Genomic DNA, 17,912 nt, shown 5'->3' with positions numbered 1-17,912 from the left:
TTAATAGTAACACAGTATGTGGCGTGAAATATAGAAAAAATCAAACCTTCCCTGTAGAGGAAAACCGGAGACGCGATTGGCCTCCGGCTAGAACTACCGCATATTTATCTGTTTTCGCTGTTAAAGCGTTGTTCAGCGATCTCTAGAGCCCGTTTTACCATATTTCCTGCGTCTTTAGAGCGAATTCCACCCCAGCCCTCACGCTGAACCGTATCATAAAAGCCAAGTTCTTTTGCGATCTCTGTTTTTAACCCTTCAGACATCATGCCATTTTTTCTTCGTCCCATAAGAAAACCCCTTTCATATGCGATACATCATAGTATCTCCAAAAGGGGTTTTATCTTACGTGATGGTGCTGATTATATGTATTTATTATGCCGATCACAACCAGCAAGTAAAAAAAATAGCAGTAAAGACTCTTACTGCCCGATTGCTGCTTGTGTATCTTCTAAGAATGTAAGTTCTACTGTTTCTGTGAGTACATCCGCGTAACTATAAGAAACACGTTCAAAAGCGTTGGTGTCCTGATCTAATTTGATAATAAAAACTGCCGGGTATGTTTCTTCCAGTGTTCCAAGTCGTTCGATCGTTTTACGTCGACCGCCGTTCGCACGTAAAGAAAGTCTTCTACCCACGTTGGACTCTAAAGAGCGTCTAATGTCCACTATTGTTTTACCCATTTTAGGCTCCACCTCACTTAGACAAATTATAACACAAATCGTGTTTTTTTGTCAAATTAAAATTTTCATTATAGCAAGCAAAGCATTTTCATGTCAATGACCAAATATCCTTTTTTTGCTTTTTTTAGTATGCCAAATTTCCTGTACATTATGTATAAAATGAATATTTCTTACAAATAATTGTTTAATTCGGGCACTTTTGATATAAATTTCTTTCATTTATCTTTTTTTGGTACGACAAAAAACGCGTTAACTATAGGAGTTTTCAGATGAGATCCTAACGTAAAAAAACCCCGGAGAAATCCGGAGTTTTTTTGCGTTATGGTTTTGATTTAATCGGCATTCCTGTTCTTAGGAATCCCTTTGTCTCAACACCGCCTAATCCTTCTTTACCTGTTAAGGTGTTGCGGAGGACGTCCATGACGTTTACGCGGTCCATAAAAGACGTCAAACTGATCTTTGAGACAATATAGACTGGATCGAGCGCATGGATATTTATACGAGCAGGTGAGCTGGCAAAATTAGAGCCTACTTTTATTAAAGATTCAAAATGGGACTGACAGGCACCTGCAAAAATCATTAAATGATCGAGATGTGTATATTTCCTTCTAACTTCGCGAACGGTTCTAACGAAATATTTTGTATGACGATACGCATTCACATCTGTCACATCGCCTTTTGACTTCATATAAGCATCGTGACCCGTTATAACAAGAATATCAGGTCTTACCTCGTCCACAAGCGCTGGAACTTTCTCAGGCATTTCTGATTCCTTCATATGAATACCATACACAGGCACTCCTAGCTTCTTATAAAGTTCCAAGCATTTATTTAAGTATAATGGGTCTCCGTCAATATGAAGCACTCTGCCAGGAAGCTCAAAGTAGGATTGATCATATTGATATCCGTTCGTCGATAAATACTCTCGCTTTTGCCTTAATAAATAATAGTCCTGTCTGAATAATTTTAATGAAGACTCTTCTTTTTCTTTTTCCACTTGCCTATGTTCAGACATATGCTTATCATCAACGACAAATAAGTCATCGACAGGTGCATCTGCCCAGAGTCTAAGCTCTTCGCCAGCGAGTTCTGCAATGGTCCGATCCTCACTGAATCCTACAACCCGAAATAGTAAATCTCGCTTGTAAGAGTTTCTGCTTACAATTGATCCAATCTCTAGTTTCATTTTACTCCCCCTATTCGGAGTAACAAGCTCCATAGCTCCCTCTGTTCCTTTTATAAGGTTATGTGAGAGAAGGGGGAAAAATGAGGTTTATTTTACAAGAGGTAAAAGAGCATCAGCTAATTTTCCGAATTCCTCGATAGAAAGGGTTTCTCCTCGACGTTTAGGATCGATATCGATCGATTCTAGTATCGTTTGAAGCTCTTGTTTCTTATCTTTTGGGACGAGCTGGCTTGTTAGGTTGTTCCAAAGTATCTTTCTTCTTTGTGCAAATGATGATCTTACAACAGTAAAGAAGAAGTCTTCATCCTTAACTGAAACTGCAGGTTCTTTTCTAAGTGTCAGCTTAATGACAGATGAATCAACATTTGGAGCTGGAACAAAAACTGTTTTAGGCACCTTGATCATCGTCTCGGCTGTTGCGTAATATTGGATCGCTATAGATAGCGAGTTGTAATCCTTCGTACCAGGTGAAGCTGCAAGACGGTCGGCAACCTCTTTTTGAATCATACATACAATGCCTCGGATCGGAAGCTTGTCTTGAAGAAGTTTCATAATGATCGGTGTTGTGACGTAATATGGCAAGTTCGCGACAACCATGAGATCTTGCCCTTCTTCAAAGTGTTCTTTAATGACAGCGTGTATATCCGCTTTTAAGACATCACTATGGATGACATCTACATGGGGATAAGGAGCTAACGTTTCTTCTAATATAGGGAGAAGGCGTTGATCAATTTCAAATGCTACCGCTTTTTTTGATGATCTTGCAATAAACTCCGTTAACGCTCCGATTCCAGGACCAATTTCGATGACGCCTGAATCCTCTGTTAAATCTGCCGCATTTACTATATTGTTTAAGATATTACGATCGATCAGGAAATTTTGACCCAGACTCTTTTTAAACGTAAAGCCATGCTTCTCTAGAATGGCTTTTGTCGATTGTGGAGTCGATATATCTTTTCTCATATGCTTTTATTCCTCCTCATTGCTATAAAGCGCCTTTAACGCCTGCTCAAATTCATCTGGTGTGACTCTGAACATATTAAGACGTTTATGTAATTGTTTTGCATTCATATATCCTAAACGCAGCTCTCTTCCGATCACTTCACGTCTATGTTTTGAATCATGGCCGCCAGTTAATCCTGCAGCCATCAGATCGTCCCATGTGATCAACTCATCCTCTGATTCTAATAGTTCTTCTCTAACATGTTCGATGGCTTCGATTATAGCTTCTCGTGACGCATGCTCAACGCCTACACCCTTGTCGCCTTTCGCAATCGCATCCGATTTTTCTAAGTAAGCGTGTTTACAGCCTGGTACGTACTCTGAAATGATTTGACGAATTCTCTTGCCCGGAAAATCCGGATCGGTAAAAACAATAATCCCTCGAGTCTCATGTGCTCTTTTGATGCGGTTTAACGTATCTATGCTAATTTCTGAACCATTTGTTTCTATCGTATCTGCAAGTACAGATCTTTTTATAGCAAGCGTATCGCTTTTTCCTTCAACTACTATAATTTCTTTGATTTTTTTCATGATTTCCTCCAAAACGGTGAAACCTTTTTAGGTATTGCAACGTCTAATGTATTGAACGACAAAACATCTTTTACTAGTATACCCCAGGCGTCAAGAAAGTCTAGGTCTTCAGAGTAATGAGAATCGTTTTGCGATCTACTTGTCCCCGCGCACAAAAAAAGCACAGGGATTTTTTCCCCATGCTCTTAATATTAATTAATGATGCGAATTTTAACTGATTTTCTTCCCCAAGACTCTGCTTGTGACTGTGAAGAAAAGAATACGTCAATCTTATTACCTTTAATTGCTCCCCCAGTATCTGAAGCAATGGCATATCCATATCCTTCAACATACACTTTTGAGCCAAGTGGAATCACACTAGGATCGACTGCGATAACTTTCGCATTTGGGTTTGACTTTAGATTAAATCCAGTAGCCGTAATTCCTGAGCAACCAGCACAATTAGCTGTATAAGCTGTACTTGTTACCGTTATTTCTCGACCGCCAGAACTGCTTGAAGCAGATTGGCTACGAGATACAACCGGCTGTGGTTTTGGCTGTGGCTTAGCTTTAGTACCAACAGCAACAATTTTATCCGAGCTATCGGATAACGTTTTTTCGCTGATCAGTTTTCTGGAAATCTCTTTCCCATTTTCCATGACTACTTCAAAGCGCTTTTCACGTTTACCTTTTGTTCCATCTTGCACGACACGCTCTTTACCTTTAGTTAACCCGCTGTCTTTACGGTTAACAACAGCAAACGGTGTTTCTTCTTCCACTACATCGGTGACCTTTTCTACTCGGATGACTTCAACCTGTGTTTTGCCAGTAATTTTATCTGACTTAGCAGGTGATACTCGATCAATTTCACCTAAAGATACCTTTTGTTGCTTCAAAAGGTCAGCGACGGTAGTCGAAGTGGTCCAAACTTGCTGAGCTTTTCCGCCTACAACAAGCTTAACCGGGAATGCTGATTCGATCTGGATCTTACCTTGATCCTTAATATCAGCAGTCAGATTTGGCTTAATAGAATCATGCTCTTTTAACGTTAGCTGCTGTTCTTGGACGAATTGTTCAACAGTCTTCGCTGTCGTCCATATCGTTTTTTCCTTGCCATTCACGGTAAGGTTGATTTCTTTTGCTTGTAAATAATCGATCTTCATGTTGTCAGTTACCTTGGCATCAAGACCTGGTTTAACTGAATCATGTTGATTTATCTTTATGTTTTGTTCGCTTAATAGCTCTCTAACTGTGTTAGCATGCGTGTTCACTTCTGTTTTCTTTCCGTCATGGATTAGCGTTACATTAGCTTTCGTAGTTTCATAACCTACGAACCCACAAGTTACGGCTAAAACGAAAAGAGCAACGATGGAAAGATAGACTTTCTTCTTTGTGAAACGTGAGAACAAAGCTGTAATATTCCTATTCATTCAATTTCCTCCCCTACAAGGACTGCATTATAAATATCTTTTTTCTCTCTGTCAAATCACCCTCCTTTTCGCCATGAATTGACCCAAGGCCATTATGAACGGAAAAGAAGAAAAAAAGAAAGGAAAACCGTTTGACAAATTTCCTTTCTCTTTTGTCAATTCTTGAAAGATTAACGCGATATTTCTTATGCTTTGATAGTTTCCGACAACATCCCCTATCGGTTCATGTTAAAAATTCGGAACGCGTTGTCGGATGTTTTCTCTATGATGTCTTCAAGTGGAAGATCTTTTAATTCAGAAAGTGTTTCTGCAACATACTTTACATAAGATGGTTCATTTCTTTTTCCTCTTAACGGATGAGGACTTAAATAAGGACAATCTGTTTCAATCAAGAGCCGGTCCATCGGAATTTCAGCAGCGACTTCCTTAACCTTCTTTGCATTCTTGAACGTTACTGGTCCACCAAAGCTTATGTAAAAATTCATATCCATGCATTGACGTGCAACTTCTAAGCTACCGCTATAGCAGTGCATGATTCCGCCAACTTCATGGGCTTCTTCCTCTTTCAATATGTCTACAACATCTTGCGTTGCTTCACGGTTATGAATAACGATCGGAAGCTTTACCTTTTTAGCAAGTCGAATCTGGCGTCGGAAAACTTCTTTCTGAACTTCGGCAGGCGACTTGTCCCAATGATAATCGAGTCCCATCTCGCCAAGGGCAACAACTTTTGGGTGTGCTGCTAGTTCCTCAATCCAATCCAGATCTTCATCCGTCATGTCGATCGCATCCACTGGATGCCAACCTACACAAGCATAGATAAAGTCGTATTGCTCTGCCAGCTGCATCGCACCTTTAATCGTTTCACGATCAAAACCGACAACAACAATATGTGTTACACCTTCATCTAATGCCCGCTGAATCACTTCTTCGCGATCTTCTTCAAACTGTGTTGCATTTAAATGTGCATGTGTGTCAAACATAGTGTACATCCTTTCAACTTTACAAATCTTATCACATTTTCCATTCATTCGGGTAACAGTAGCATTACAAGTTAGTTACAACGTAGGTTAAAAGACCTATCTTTGACAGTGAAATTACAGGAAATCACTGCCAAATGAACTAAAAATGACAAAAAAGCGGGGAAATGCTCCCCGCTTTTTGTGTTTATTTTACTTTTGAGCCGTTTGGAAGTGACGGGTCAACGGTAGCTAAAGTTAACTGGCCATCGGAAGATCCAGCTAGAATCATTCCTTGTGAAAGTTCGCCGCGTAATTTAACTGGTTTCAAGTTTGTTACGCAGATCACTTTTTGACCGACAAGGTCTTCTGGCTTGTAATACTGCGCAATACCAGACACGACTTGGCGTTTTTCATAGCCTAAGTCTAACTGAAGCTTTAAGAGTTTATCTGCTTTCTTTACTGGTTCTGCTTCAAGAACTGTGGCTACGCGAAGATCCACCTTCATGAAATCATCAATTGTGATTTCTGGTTTCTCATCACTAGCCGGTACTTCTTCTTTCTTTGGTTCTTCTGCTACAGGTGCCGAAGAGCCGCCCATAGAATTTTTAATAAATTCTACTTCTACCTCTGTCTCTAAACGAGGGAAGATCGGGTCACCCTTTTCAACCTTCGTTTTCGCAGGGATCGCACCGAACTCTTTTAATGAATTCCATTCTGTAAGACTCTTGTCAGCAAGACCTAACTGACTCCAGATCTTCGCTGGAGTTTCTGTCATGAACGGCTGGATCAATACAGACACAATGCGGATCGACTCTGCTAGATGATACATAACACTTCCGAGCTCACCTTTTTTAGCTTCATCTTTCGCCAATACCCACGGCTGAGTCTCATCAATATATTTGTTCGTACGGCTGACTAACTGCCAGATTGTTGAAAGCGCGATGGAGAACTCTAGTTTTTCCATAGCTTCTTCTGTTTTTCTTACTGTTTCTAGTGCAAACTCTTGAAGTGTCCCGTCAAACTCAGTTACTTTTCCTTCATATGAAGGGATCTCTCCATCGAAGTATTTGCCGATCATCGCAATCGTACGGTTCAGCAAGTTACCAAGATCATTTGCAAGATCAGCATTAACTCTATCTACGAAGCTTTCTGGAGTAAACACACCATCTGAACCAAACGGAACTTCACGTAGCAAATAGTAGCGCAGCGGATCTAATCCGTAACGATCGATCAGAACGTTCGGGTCCACTACGTTTCCTTTGGACTTAGACATCTTGCCGTCTTTCATCAAGAGCCATCCATGTGCAATAACTTGTTTCGGTAAAGGCAGGTCTAGCGCCATCAACATGATCGGCCAATAGATCGTGTGGAAACGAACGATCTCTTTACTCATCAAGTGAACATCAGCTGGCCAATACTTTTTGAATTTATCTTCGTTCTCACTTCCATATCCAAGTGCCGTAATATAATTAGACAACGCATCTATCCACACATAGATCACATGCTTCGGATTTCCTGGAACTTTTACTCCCCAATCAAAAGAAGTACGTGATACAGCAAGATCTTCTAGACCAGGCTTGATAAAGTTGTTGATCATCTCACGCTTACGTGACTCTGGAAAAATAAATGAAGGGTTTTCTTCATAATAAGCTAATAAACGATCTGCATATTTACTCATGCGGAAGAAGTAACTTTCTTCTTTTACTTTCTTCACTTCACGTCCGCAATCCGGACATTTTCCATCTTCAAGCTGACGCTCTGTAAAGAACGATTCACAATCCGTACAATACCAGCCTTCATATTCACTTAAATAGATATCATCTTGATCAAGAAGCTGTTGAAATATCTTTTCGACAGATTTCTTATGTCTGTCTTCTGTTGTACGGATGTAATCATCATAAGAGATGTCCATCTTTTTCCACAGCGCCTTAATATCATCAACGATACCGTCTACGTATTTTAGAGGATGAAGGCCTTGTTCGTTTGCTTTCTTTTGAATCTTCTCACCATGTTCATCTGTTCCTGTTAGATACATAACGTCAAAACCTTTAAGACGCTTGTATCGGGCCATCGCATCTCCAGCTGTCGTTGTGTATGCATGACCGATGTGAAGTTTGCCACTTGGGTAGTAAATAGGTGTTGTAATATAGAATGTTGGTTTCGCCATTCTAGCCGCCTCCTCAAAATAATAACCTTATAGTAAAAGAAAACTTGGCTGACGCCAATCTTTCGCGTCAGCCTTAGTTGCGCTTGTACTATTTAAACTTGTGCAACGTCTAAAAACATCGTGTGCTAACAAGTTACACTTTCTAATAGTGGAAAAAAAGCCCCTCCATTTAGGGGCTATTTGTGTTTCTGTTAGGAAAAATCTAACTGCAACGGGAAATGTATCTTTTTACAATATTATAAGAAACTGTTTGCATTAGGACATAAAAGTAAAAAAGTAAGCGAAAGATTTCTATGTAAATACTTTCATTATTCTCTTTTCTTCCTTCAAAATATACCTAATGCATGGAAAGCGTGTCAAGGCATACTAGCTGATGGACGAAAAGGAAAATTGGATAGTATTTTTTCGTTGTTAGTTTTGTCGAAATTTGACGTATTATTTTAGCAATATTTCCAGTTAAAATTTTTCATCTTTTACACATTCTTGAATTTTTTATGACAATATATGAATATATCTTCCAATTCAGGGTTTTGGAAGTATTATAATATGGGTATAGTCTAGTAAATTCAATGGTAAAAGACTATAAAATGTTTAAGTCAAAACTATTGACGACAATTGGAAATCTTGGTAAGATGTTCTCGTAGGATTTTGTCGAATTCTGACGATTTAAATAGATAGGGAAATCTTTTATATATTTGAGAGGAGAGATTTTATTATGAAATCTACAGGAATTGTACGTAAGGTGGACGAACTAGGACGTGTCGTTATTCCAATCGAATTACGCCGTACTTTAGGAATTGCAGAGAAAGATGCTTTAGAAATTTATGTTGATGATGACCGTATCATCCTTAAGAAATACAAGCCAAACATGACTTGTGCAGTAACTGGTGAAGTTTCTGATGATAACTACACAGTTGCAGGCGGAAAGATCATCCTTAGCCGTGAAGGTGCTAAAGAGGTAATGGAAGAACTTCAAAAGCAACTTCAAACATCAAAATAAGCCTAATAAACAAGAGCCTTCGCTTTAGAAGGCTCTTTTCCTTTGTTTAAGTTATTCTTCGGTGCTTTTGGAAGTGGTTGATTTCCGTTTCAGGTGCTTCGCATTCCGCGGGGCGTGCGGTGAGCCCCTCGCCGCTACGCGCCATTGAGTGTCTCACCTGGCCCACTCGTCCCCCAGGAGTTTCTCGCACCTTTCACTTCAATCAACTATTCAATGAAGAAAGAATTCTTAAAAAGTTAAGGGCTTTAAGGTGTGATTGATATTGTAAGCTGCGCACTTTTAAGATCTTTTGTCAGAGAGCATATAGCCTACAACCCGTGATATTCTTGGTAGACTTCGCGCTTTGGTACGTTTCTGTCTACTGCAGCTAATTTTATGGCTTCTTTTGGTTTTTCGCCTTTTTCGACATAGTGTTCGACATGATCTTTGACAGATAACGATTCCCACCATTGTTCTTGTTCTTCTGCCTCGAATTCTTTATTTCCATTGCCTTCTACTACTAAACAGAACTCCCCGCGGATTTCTGTTTCTCCTTGGCTGAAGAACTCTGATACTTCTTGTAAGGTTCCGCGAGTGATCTCTTCGTATTTTTTGGTGAGTTCACGTACAACAGCGATGTTTCGATTTTCTAGTACGCCGCTCATGGCTTGAAGTGTTTCTTTTAGTCGGTGTGGTGCTTCATAGAAAAGAAGGGTGGATGGAAATCGTTTCAGATTTTCAAGTTCCAGCTTTTTTTCTTTTTTTCCACGTGGCAGAAAACCGTAGAACGTAAACAATTCGGTATTGAGTCCTGATGCAACAAGGGCAGGCAGGGCGGCGTTTGCGCCTGGCAACGGGATAACGGGTATGCGCTCTTCTACGCATTGAACGACTAATTCATATCCCGGATCTGAAACACCCGGCATTCCTGCGTCTGTAACAAGAGCAACCTGTTTTCCTTCTTTTAATTCTTCTAAAAGCTTCTTGCCACTCTGTTGTTTGTTATGATCATGATAACTTGTTAGAGGTGTGTTGATTTCAAAATGGTTGCATAGTTTTTTCGTTTGTCTTGTATCTTCCGCTGCGATCACATCGGATTCTTTTAGTATTCGGACCGCGCGATATGTCATATCTTCCAAGTTGCCGATCGGTGTTGGAACTAAGTACAGCATGCCGCTGTCTGTATCACTGCTGTAGCTCTTTTGCTGCCACATACGAAACACTTCCCTCTTTTATCATTCTTTCTTTTTGAGCACGGTTTAGCTTTTTTACAGCAAACTCCATACGCATCGCTTCTTGTTTGGTAGGAAAAGCCTGTTGAAAGACAAGCTTTAAAGGTCCTCTTCCCCTCGTATACTTGGCGCCTTTTCCTTCTTCATGCTTTTTAAAGCGCTTTTCTAGATCATTCGTATACCCGGTATAATAACTTCCGTCCTTACATTCGAGGATATATAGATAGTGCGTATTATTTTCCATCTTCGCCATAGAACATCCTTTTTAACTGTTCCGTGTATTGACCGTCTTCCCCATACACCGTAACAGGAGGCAGAATGTGCAGATCAGGTTTACCGTTCTTCATTCCTTCTATTAAAAGCATGTTCGCTTCACTGCCTGCTTTCGGATAGATCAGCTGCAGTTTTTTTGGCTCAAGTTTATACTCTCTCATATAAGCTAAAATCTCCATAAGCCTGTTCGGCCGATGAACCATTGCAACCTTGCCGCCTTGCTTCACAAGCTGACTGCTGACACGGATAACATCTTCCAACGAACAGTGAATTTCGTGACGCGCGATAGCAAGGTGTTCGTTCTGGTTAAAATCTTCTTCATGTACAGATGCAAAGTACGGTGGATTACAAGTAAGTGCATCAAACGAGCCATGACCATATGTAGTCGGAGCGTCTTTAATATCTGCTAAGTCCATCTGGATCTGTTCTTCTAGATGGTTTAATACTACACTCCTCGTTGCCATACTGTGTAATCTTTCCTGAATCTCTACTCCTGTAATCTTTGCATTCGACCGCTTGCTTAACAAAAGAGCAACAGCACCATTACCGCTGCACAGATCAATGATCTTACCCTTTTGAATCGGAACCCACGCGAAACGGCTTAATAACACAGCATCTAGTGAAAAAGAAAAAACAGAGGGACTTTGTATGATTTTTAAGTCTTCATGTACTAAATAATCAATCCGTTCATCTTGCAATAGATCACTCATAGCTCTTCCCTCTCTTTCTTCTATATAATAGGTTGAGTTTTTATTGGTTTTTTACTGATTATTCATTGGATATGCTATTTCACAAGATATAGGACAGTTTCGGAACCCGAAACTGGTCATATTAGTATACTTAGGTGGGTATTCAGCTCGTTCAATCCAGAAGTTTTTGGACACAATCCAGAAGTTTCAGCCGTTTATCCACGAGATTTGGCTCTCAATCCAAAAGTTTTTGCTGTTTATCCACGAGTCTACAATCGTCGACAAATTCCGCAAGCTACTCCCCCTCGTATACCCCTATATGAATGTTCATCTTTCAGGGACTTGCCGCTTTCCGCACAAACACTGCCATATAAAAAGAAGCCTTCCCAATTGGAAAGGCGTTTATTTCTTATTTAAAAATGAAAGACAAAACAAACAATCTCCCTCTGAACGTACACTGCCGTAATGAAGGTTGCAGATGTGGAATCCTTCTTGGTAGAGACGCGCCAGGTTATCATAACCTTCACCGATATCGGTAGGTTCTTTCTTGGCTTTAGAGGCTACAGACTTTTTAACAGAACTCCGCTTTTGATCGGCATTCAGCTTGTTTCGCAGATTTTCATTTTCCATCACGAGATGGTGGTTTTCTTCAATTAGTGCAGCCAAATGAGTCTTGAAATCTTCCAGTTGCTTTGACAGCACCGTGATTTGCTCTTCCATCTGTACTACGCGGGAAAATATTGTTTTCTTTTCCACGAATTCCACCTCTTTTTACTCTGTGGCCTGACTGAATAATTCCTCTCTCTTACCAGCGAGCTCGTCCAAAGTGAACTCTGTCGTTCTTTCCATAGCTGGAATGTTCACTTGGATGACCTTCTCTAGCAAGTTCAAGCCGACAACGCGACCAACACCATGAGGGGTCATAATCTCTTCACCAACATCAGGCATTTCTTCTTTAGCTTCTTCATAATAGTCGTTCTCATACTTCAAACAACACATCAAACGGCCGCAAAGCCCTGAAATTTTCGCAGGATTTAATGAAAGGTTCTGATCTTTTGCCATCTTGATCGAGACGGGCTCAAAATCTCCAAGGAATGTTGAACAGCAAAGCATTCGTCCACACGGACCAATTCCGCCCAGCATCTTCGCCTCGTCCCTAACACCAATCTGCCTGAGTTCAATTCTAGTACGGAAGATAGAAGCCAGATCTTTGACCAACTCCCGGAAATCGATTCTTCCGTCTGCTGTGAAATAAAAGATAATCTTGTTTCGATCAAACGTATATTCGACATCGACAAGCTTCATGTCCAGCTTATGTTCGATGATTTTTTCCTCACAACTTTGAAACGCTTCCTTAGCGGCTGCTTTATTTTCTTCTACAGACAAAATGTCTTTCTGTGTCGCGAGCCGAACGACCTTTTTTAAAGGAAGAACAACATCATTCTCCCCGACTAGTTTCTTATCGATAACTACCTTGCCATATTCTATTCCACGCGCCGTTTCCACAATGACAAACGCGTCTTTTTTCACTTCAAGGTCGCCGGGGTCGAAATAATATACTTTACCCGCTTTTTTAAAGCGGATTCCCACTACCTCATACAAGGTTTTATCCCTCCCGTAATCGTAAAACCAACTGCTCCATCACCATCAAGGGGCTGACGTTGCTCCTGAGTCTAGCTTGAGCAGTCAGTATCGCTTGCAGGGCTTCACCCGTCTTTTTTTGCGAAGTGTGAAGAGCCTGCTGCTTTAATGCTTGAAGCTGATCGAAAAACACAACGTTTTCCGAGTTTGATAAATGTATAGATAAAAGATCTCGATACCAGATCAAAAGTAGGTTTAAAGCTAAACGTAACTGATCTTTTTCTTTAAAAAAACTTAAATACTGATCTTGCAGTACAACAAGACAGTAATCAGGCCGGAGCCTCAAGTCCTCCGTTAATTGTATCACTTTGGCTCTTGCTTGTGCAAACCACTCTTCCCTACAAATTTCGAGTGCTTCCGCATAATCCGAAGTCAAAGAGGACGCTAACATAGCTACAGGTTTTGGTATATCTTCATGTAGTAATTTCTCCAAAATCCCTTGCGGGGGAAGGGGTGAAAAGGTTAATGTCTGTGCCCTTGAACGAATCGTATCGAGCAAACGATGAACCTGTTCTGTTAAAAGAAGAGCAATCGTATCATTTCCCGGCTCTTCTAAAAACTTTAAAAGGCTGTTTGCCGCCTGAACGGTCATCTTATCGGCATGCTCGATGATGTATACCTTTTTCGATGACTCCATCCCACTATAAGCAAACTCTTTTTGAAGTCCTCTTATTTGATCGATCTTAATGTTCTGGCCATCTGGTGTGATGATATGTACATCAGGATGGTTGCCAGATGTGATCCTCTTGCAGTTCGGACAGCTTTCACAAGGGTTTCCATCCTCACTGTTTCTGCAAAGAAACGTTTTAGCAAGAACCGTTGCAGTCGCCATCTTTCCTGTTCCATGTGCCCCTTCAAAAATATATGCATGAGCAAGGCGCTGTTTTCGTATACTGTTTTTTAATAATTTCACAACACGGGGCTGTGTTTTGCTGCACTCTTCCCAGCTCACCATATCTTACTCACCTACTACGTATATAAATTAACTAACAAACCTTTAATTTCTCCGATTCTATCAAGCAAAGTAATCGAATCTTTCTCTTGGCTAAGAACAGCTTCGGTCAGCTGAATCAAATGTTCATCTACTTCTTTTACAAGTTTGAGGGTCCGTGATCTCCCTTGTTCGTTCCAGCTTTTGTTCTGCTTAAGTTGCATACCGAAATCAACAGCTTCTTTTACGAAGCGTTGAACCAAGTTTTTATACAGCTGCAGATCTCGTACCGTTTGTGATTGAAGCAGTCTCTTGCCTTGATTCTCTATATCACCTAACAGTCTTGTTAACTGTTCGGAATGTAATTTCTCACTTTGTTTGGATACAGCTTCACCAAATGATAGAGATGGTTTTTTACCGATCTTTCCATCGTTCTGCTTCGTATCCAGAATGGGTCTTATATCTTGGCCAATTTTCATAATAACCCCTCAAATTTATTTAAAATTGCTGAAAGCTTTCAACGGGCAGAACAAATACTGTCGCGCCCCCTACTTCAACTTCAACCGGGTATGGCACATAAGCATCTGCATTGCCTCCCATCGGTGAAACAGGTGCCACCATCTGATTACGGCTCTTGCAGTTCTCCCGAATAATCTCCATAACATCATTGATTTGAGCATCTTCCACACCAATCATAAACGTTGTGTTCCCTGCTTTCAAAAATCCTCCTGTTGTCGCGAGTTTTGTAGCACGGTAGTTTTTATCAACAAGCGCATCTTGCAATCGGTTGCTGTCTTTATCTTGAACAACGGCTATAATCATTTTCATGGCAAATGCCCCTCTCTACTTTTTCTTATGATTCGATAAAAGTTGATCTAAATCCTTTACGATTTCTTCAAACACAGCATCAGGACTCTGTTCACCATTAATTCGAACGATCCGTTCAGCTTGTCTTGAAAAGATTTGAGCAAATCCTTCTCTCACTCGTTCATGATAAGAAAGATCTTTCTGTTCGATTCGGTCTAAGTTCTCTGTCCCATAGCGAGCTTTCATTCGCTCTTTTCCAATTTGCGGAGAAACATCTACAAAATAGCTGCGATCCGGTACAAGTCCACTCGTAGCAATGTTGTTAACTTGCAGCACACGTTCTTCACCCACACCAAGACCAAACCCTTGGTAGGCAAGCGACGCATCAACAAATCGATCACAGAGTACGACTTTTCCTTCTTCTAATGCAGGAATAATCTTTTCATGTACATGCTGTGCACGCGAAGCCGCGTAGAGTAGAACTTCTGTAAGATCATGCATTTCTTTATGCTCTGGATCTAAGACAAGCGATCGTATCTTATCGCTGATATTGGTACCACCTGGTTCACGCGTTTGGATAAAATCCACCTCGTGCTTTCGTAAATACTCAGCAACCTTCGTAATTTGTGTTGTTTTTCCTGACCCGTCCGGCCCTTCTAGTGTAATAAATAAACCTTTCACGATTACTGCCCCTTACCTATGATCAAAAACATATATCAAATGGTCCTCGGTAATTCCTTGGAACCGAGCACCCTTCTTTTTTAAGGAAGAATACTCATCTATATGTTTCGAAGTAATTTGTTCTCCTTTTGCGACGAGCGGAATTCCTGGAGGATAAGGAATAACGGCTTCTGCTGCTATCTGTCCTTCTGAATCCATCATCGACTGAGGTTTAGCTTGTAAACCTCTCATTTCTCTATACGATAGTGATAAACTGCTCACTTGCATAACATCCGTTAGAGATTGTTCTGTTCGTTCTCTTTTATTATAACGAGGAAGTTGATCGGCTACTTTTTTAAGCACCTTTTGTAAATCCTTCGTATTGTTCAATTGACCGAGCGGCAATACGAACAAAACATTTCGGTCGTCTGCTAACTCTGTAAAAAGCCCTTCTTTTTCAAACAGCTCCTGAAGCTCATACCCGGATAATTCCCTATCAGACTGAACAGTAATCTTTAATGGATCAACCTCATATCGATCTGGAGCTTTCATTACTTTGAGATGAGGAAGTGAATCTATATACTTTCTCATATCTTCACTTTGAGACAAGATAAGATTGATTTCATCGTTGCGCAAATTTTCAAGGTATAGTCGGCTAAGATCAAGTGAAGCCATGATCAGATAGGATGGAGAGCTAGACTGTACCAACTGCAGAGCATGCTTTAGACGGTGGATATCTACTCGTTCACTGTTCACATGTAAATAAGCGCCCATCGTTAGAGCCGGTAGAGTCTTATGCGCAGATTGCACAACCATGTCTGCCCCTTTATGTATCGAGCTGGTTGGCATATTCTTTAATCCGAAATGTGCTCCATGGGCTTCATCAACTAAGACAACACCACCAACACTATGAATAAAATCAGCAATTGCTTGAATGTCTTGCTGCATTCCATAATACGTAGGGTTAGTTAGTATAATCCCTTTTACATTGGGATGATCCTCAACCGTTTGTTTGATGGTTTGCAGATCCACACCTAATGGATATCCGCCCTCTTTATCCATTTCGGTATGAAGAAAAACTGGAGTAACACCAGCCAACTCTAATCCATTCAACACGGATTTATGACAATTCCGTTGTACGAGTACAATATCATCATCGTTAAATGATGAAAGGATCATGGCGTGATTTCCACAAGTGCTTCCATTTACTAAAAAAAAGCTTTGTTTAACTTTGTAGTAGTCAGCCAAAAGCTGCTGCGATTCTGAGATCACACCTTCTGGGTGATGCAGGTCATCTAGTCCTGAAAGCTCCGTAACATCTAACGGTAATACAGATTGAAAATAGGCTCTAGCCTTCTCTTCAAAAATATGTCCATTCTTATGTCCCGGCACATGAAATGACCATTTATTTGTACGACTATGATTGATTAACGCTTCATATAGCGGTGCTTTTTTCATTACAAAAACCCTTTGTTTTTCAAACGTTTTTTTACTTCAATTACTATCTTTATTCTATCACAGATTCCCATCCTACGAATTTACAGCAACAAAAAAACAGGCTGTTGAATAGCCTGTTTTCTTAGGAAGACGCGTTTACTAACTTTAATTTTCTTAGTTGGGATAAATAATGTTTATAATATTCGTCATTGGTTTTCGCAGTTAGGATTTTATGTTCACATTCTTGGCAAATAAACTGATGAAGAATGTGTAACCCTCGATCTTTCTTCTCTTCACATACCATACAAATTTCCCCGTACTGTCGTGTCGCTTTCATTCTTCCACCTCCATAATTGCCATTGTTGCCAGATTAATATATTCATATACGTTAATTCAGATTATTTTGGATACTCTATAAAATGTATGAATCTCAAGGCTTTGTTGTGTTTGTCTTCATTCAATTCATGAAAATAAACCAAGTTCGCGTCTTCATGGTCCATAATCCCCGCTGTAACGGGGTTTAAAACCAATTGATGTGCTGGATAGGCAAATTAGTTGCATTTTTGGATGATTTGAGGGTTTTAGTGGGCTTTTAGGATGTTTTAATGTGTGGTAGCCGTACTAACTGGTAAGGTAAAGTAACTTTGTTGAAAATCGGATAAAAATCTTTATCTACGGAATTATGACGAAGTTTTACGGATATATTCAGGGTTACCTTGTATAAAAAGAAGATTACCTCGTAATTGTGTGGGGGTTGTGTTGATGGGGAAAGCTGAGTTGTAGTTTTGGAGGGGAGATCAGGGTTGTTTTTGTGATTTTTGTCTTATGTGTTGGGTGTAAGAGCTGCTTGAGGTGCTTGTGGGATGGATTTTGAAGCTTTTGCTGAAGAATATCGCGTGTTGGAAGATGGCTGTGGCCATCTTCTTCCTATTTTGAGAGGTGTAGGTGAGTTTCGCGGCTGAAACTGATCTTCAAAACATACGGATTGGGGTATCTACGTGGTCTAATTAAGTCGGAATGCACAAAATTAAGTCAAAATGAGAGTAATTAAGTCGAAACGAGCCTCAATTAAGTCGAAAATCAAAAATAAAGGCCATTCGCTAAATCTCGACAAGTACTCCCTGCCCGATCTAAGCTCCATACCCCGAGCTCTTCATCCCCCAATGACCCCTTATAGAAAGTTTGGCGGCTGCCAAACCACCTTATTTCTTTTTTAAAACACAAAAAAAGAAGATGGATTCTCATCCATCTTCCTCATTGCCTAGCGACGTCCTACTCTAACAGGGGGAAACCCCCAACTACCATCGGCGCTAAAGAGCTTAACTT

20 protein-coding genes are annotated in these 17,912 nt (G+C 40.3%); 1 reads left to right on the top strand and 19 read right to left on the bottom strand.

Going from position 1 to position 17,912, the window contains the following annotated elements:
- Positions 1-104: 104 nt before the first annotated feature.
- The 8 genes from FS458_RS19835 to metG all read right to left on the bottom strand — a co-directional run bounded on the left by FS458_RS19835 (position 105) and on the right by metG (position 7,937).
- On the bottom strand, positions 105-287 hold the full coding sequence (locus FS458_RS19835) for a small, acid-soluble spore protein, alpha/beta type (protein ID WP_144704807.1): 183 nt from the start codon (positions 285-287) through the stop codon (positions 105-107).
- Between the two features lie 132 nt (positions 288-419).
- Positions 420-680: a biofilm formation stimulator Veg gene (veg, locus tag FS458_RS19830; RefSeq protein ID WP_066238125.1), complete on the bottom strand. Its 261-nt coding sequence runs from the start codon at positions 678-680 to the stop codon at positions 420-422.
- A gap of 319 nt (positions 681-999) precedes the next feature.
- Positions 1,000-1,866 (bottom strand): sporulation peptidase YabG, encoded by an 867-nt coding sequence (gene yabG, locus FS458_RS19825; protein ID WP_144704804.1) that lies wholly within the window; start codon positions 1,864-1,866, stop codon positions 1,000-1,002.
- An 87-nt stretch (positions 1,867-1,953) separates the two neighbouring features.
- Positions 1,954-2,829 (bottom strand): 16S rRNA (adenine(1518)-N(6)/adenine(1519)-N(6))-dimethyltransferase RsmA, encoded by an 876-nt coding sequence (rsmA, locus tag FS458_RS19820; RefSeq protein WP_144704802.1) that lies wholly within the window; start codon positions 2,827-2,829, stop codon positions 1,954-1,956.
- Between the two features lie 6 nt (positions 2,830-2,835).
- Positions 2,836-3,399 (bottom strand): ribonuclease M5, encoded by a 564-nt coding sequence (gene rnmV, locus FS458_RS19815; protein ID WP_144704800.1) that lies wholly within the window; start codon positions 3,397-3,399, stop codon positions 2,836-2,838.
- 191 nt (positions 3,400-3,590) lie between these two features.
- A complete protein-coding gene (locus FS458_RS19810) occupies positions 3,591-4,808 on the bottom strand; it encodes a G5 and 3D domain-containing protein (protein WP_144704798.1) in 1,218 nt (405 codons plus the stop codon).
- A gap of 215 nt (positions 4,809-5,023) precedes the next feature.
- Entirely contained in the window at positions 5,024-5,791 is a 768-nt protein-coding gene (locus FS458_RS19805) for a TatD family hydrolase (RefSeq protein WP_144704796.1), read from the bottom strand.
- Between the two features lie 184 nt (positions 5,792-5,975).
- The gene (gene metG / locus FS458_RS19800; RefSeq protein WP_144704794.1) at positions 5,976-7,937 is read right to left on the bottom strand and encodes a methionine--tRNA ligase; all 1,962 of its coding nucleotides are present in this window, start codon (positions 7,935-7,937) and stop codon (positions 5,976-5,978) included.
- Between the two features lie 715 nt (positions 7,938-8,652).
- Between metG and FS458_RS19795 the strand changes: the two genes are divergently transcribed.
- The gene (locus tag FS458_RS19795) at positions 8,653-8,937 is read left to right on the top strand and encodes an AbrB/MazE/SpoVT family DNA-binding domain-containing protein (protein WP_066238107.1); all 285 of its coding nucleotides are present in this window, start codon (positions 8,653-8,655) and stop codon (positions 8,935-8,937) included.
- Between the two features lie 308 nt (positions 8,938-9,245).
- On the opposite strand, the gene rsmI is transcribed toward FS458_RS19795, so the two are convergent.
- The 11 genes from rsmI to FS458_RS19740 all read right to left on the bottom strand — a co-directional run bounded on the left by rsmI (position 9,246) and on the right by FS458_RS19740 (position 16,923).
- Positions 9,246-10,130: a 16S rRNA (cytidine(1402)-2'-O)-methyltransferase gene (rsmI, locus tag FS458_RS19790; RefSeq protein ID WP_144704792.1), complete on the bottom strand. Its 885-nt coding sequence runs from the start codon at positions 10,128-10,130 to the stop codon at positions 9,246-9,248.
- Positions 10,102-10,392 (bottom strand): GIY-YIG nuclease family protein, encoded by a 291-nt coding sequence (locus tag FS458_RS19785; RefSeq protein ID WP_144704880.1) that lies wholly within the window; start codon positions 10,390-10,392, stop codon positions 10,102-10,104. The genes rsmI and FS458_RS19785 overlap by 29 nt, the downstream gene beginning before the upstream one ends.
- Entirely contained in the window at positions 10,382-11,131 is a 750-nt protein-coding gene (locus FS458_RS19780; protein ID WP_144704790.1) for a tRNA1(Val) (adenine(37)-N6)-methyltransferase, read from the bottom strand. Before FS458_RS19780 ends, FS458_RS19785 begins: the two co-directional genes overlap by 11 nt.
- A 381-nt stretch (positions 11,132-11,512) precedes the next feature.
- Positions 11,513-11,866 carry a DNA replication initiation control protein YabA gene (gene yabA / locus FS458_RS19775; protein WP_144704788.1) on the bottom strand — a complete coding sequence of 118 codons (354 nt, stop codon included), beginning with the start codon at positions 11,864-11,866 and terminating at the stop codon, positions 11,513-11,515.
- 15 nt (positions 11,867-11,881) lie between these two features.
- Positions 11,882-12,712 carry a PSP1 domain-containing protein gene (locus FS458_RS19770; protein ID WP_144704786.1) on the bottom strand — a complete coding sequence of 277 codons (831 nt, stop codon included), beginning with the start codon at positions 12,710-12,712 and terminating at the stop codon, positions 11,882-11,884.
- Between the two features lie 4 nt (positions 12,713-12,716).
- The gene (gene holB, locus FS458_RS19765) at positions 12,717-13,706 is read right to left on the bottom strand and encodes a DNA polymerase III subunit delta' (RefSeq protein WP_186320667.1); all 990 of its coding nucleotides are present in this window, start codon (positions 13,704-13,706) and stop codon (positions 12,717-12,719) included.
- 14 nt (positions 13,707-13,720) lie between these two features.
- Positions 13,721-14,161 carry a YaaR family protein gene (locus FS458_RS19760; RefSeq protein WP_144704784.1) on the bottom strand — a complete coding sequence of 147 codons (441 nt, stop codon included), beginning with the start codon at positions 14,159-14,161 and terminating at the stop codon, positions 13,721-13,723.
- Positions 14,162-14,180: 19 nt separating this feature from the next.
- Positions 14,181-14,510, bottom strand: coding sequence for a cyclic-di-AMP receptor (locus tag FS458_RS19755; protein WP_144704782.1), 330 nt, complete (start codon positions 14,508-14,510; stop codon positions 14,181-14,183).
- Positions 14,511-14,525: 15 nt separating this feature from the next.
- Positions 14,526-15,170: a dTMP kinase gene (gene tmk / locus FS458_RS19750; RefSeq protein WP_144704780.1), complete on the bottom strand. Its 645-nt coding sequence runs from the start codon at positions 15,168-15,170 to the stop codon at positions 14,526-14,528.
- Between the two features lie 12 nt (positions 15,171-15,182).
- The gene (locus FS458_RS19745; RefSeq protein WP_144704778.1) at positions 15,183-16,607 is read right to left on the bottom strand and encodes an aminotransferase class I/II-fold pyridoxal phosphate-dependent enzyme; all 1,425 of its coding nucleotides are present in this window, start codon (positions 16,605-16,607) and stop codon (positions 15,183-15,185) included.
- 121 nt (positions 16,608-16,728) lie between these two features.
- Complete coding sequence (locus tag FS458_RS19740) at positions 16,729-16,923, bottom strand: sigma factor G inhibitor Gin (protein ID WP_066390463.1); 195 nt, start codon at positions 16,921-16,923, stop codon at positions 16,729-16,731.
- Positions 16,924-17,912: the final 989 nt, after the last annotated feature.

This window comes from Fictibacillus phosphorivorans (assembly GCF_007673525.1).
Lineage (GTDB): Bacteria > Bacillota > Bacilli > Bacillales > Fictibacillaceae > Fictibacillus > Fictibacillus phosphorivorans_C.
Note: the sequence above shows the minus strand (reverse complement) of the source record. Positions and strands in the feature narration are given on the sequence as shown.

Excerpts from the sequence above, each read along its gene's own strand:
- FS458_RS19835 (WP_144704807.1), bottom strand. The coding sequence starts at position 287 with ATGGGACGAAGAAAAAATGGCATGATGTCTGAAGGGTTAAAAACAGAG.
- veg (WP_066238125.1), bottom strand. The coding sequence starts at position 680 with ATGGGTAAAACAATAGTGGACATTAGACGCTCTTTAGAGTCCAACGTG.
- yabG (WP_144704804.1), bottom strand. The coding sequence starts at position 1,866 with ATGAAACTAGAGATTGGATCAATTGTAAGCAGAAACTCTTACAAGCGA.
- rsmA (WP_144704802.1), bottom strand. The coding sequence starts at position 2,829 with ATGAGAAAAGATATATCGACTCCACAATCGACAAAAGCCATTCTAGAG.
- rnmV (WP_144704800.1), bottom strand. The coding sequence starts at position 3,399 with ATGAAAAAAATCAAAGAAATTATAGTAGTTGAAGGAAAAAGCGATACG.
- FS458_RS19810 (WP_144704798.1), bottom strand. The coding sequence starts at position 4,808 with ATGAATAGGAATATTACAGCTTTGTTCTCACGTTTCACAAAGAAGAAA.
- FS458_RS19805 (WP_144704796.1), bottom strand. The coding sequence starts at position 5,791 with ATGTTTGACACACATGCACATTTAAATGCAACACAGTTTGAAGAAGAT.
- metG (WP_144704794.1), bottom strand. The coding sequence starts at position 7,937 with ATGGCGAAACCAACATTCTATATTACAACACCTATTTACTACCCAAGT.
- FS458_RS19795 (WP_066238107.1), top strand. The coding sequence starts at position 8,653 with ATGAAATCTACAGGAATTGTACGTAAGGTGGACGAACTAGGACGTGTC.
- rsmI (WP_144704792.1), bottom strand. The coding sequence starts at position 10,130 with ATGTGGCAGCAAAAGAGCTACAGCAGTGATACAGACAGCGGCATGCTG.
- FS458_RS19785 (WP_144704880.1), bottom strand. The coding sequence starts at position 10,392 with ATGGAAAATAATACGCACTATCTATATATCCTCGAATGTAAGGACGGA.
- FS458_RS19780 (WP_144704790.1), bottom strand. The coding sequence starts at position 11,131 with ATGAGTGATCTATTGCAAGATGAACGGATTGATTATTTAGTACATGAA.
- holB (WP_186320667.1), bottom strand. The coding sequence starts at position 13,706 with ATGGTGAGCTGGGAAGAGTGCAGCAAAACACAGCCCCGTGTTGTGAAA.
- FS458_RS19760 (WP_144704784.1), bottom strand. The coding sequence starts at position 14,161 with ATGAAAATTGGCCAAGATATAAGACCCATTCTGGATACGAAGCAGAAC.
- FS458_RS19755 (WP_144704782.1), bottom strand. The coding sequence starts at position 14,510 with ATGAAAATGATTATAGCCGTTGTTCAAGATAAAGACAGCAACCGATTG.
- FS458_RS19745 (WP_144704778.1), bottom strand. The coding sequence starts at position 16,607 with ATGAAAAAAGCACCGCTATATGAAGCGTTAATCAATCATAGTCGTACA.
- FS458_RS19740 (WP_066390463.1), bottom strand. The coding sequence starts at position 16,923 with ATGAAAGCGACACGACAGTACGGGGAAATTTGTATGGTATGTGAAGAG.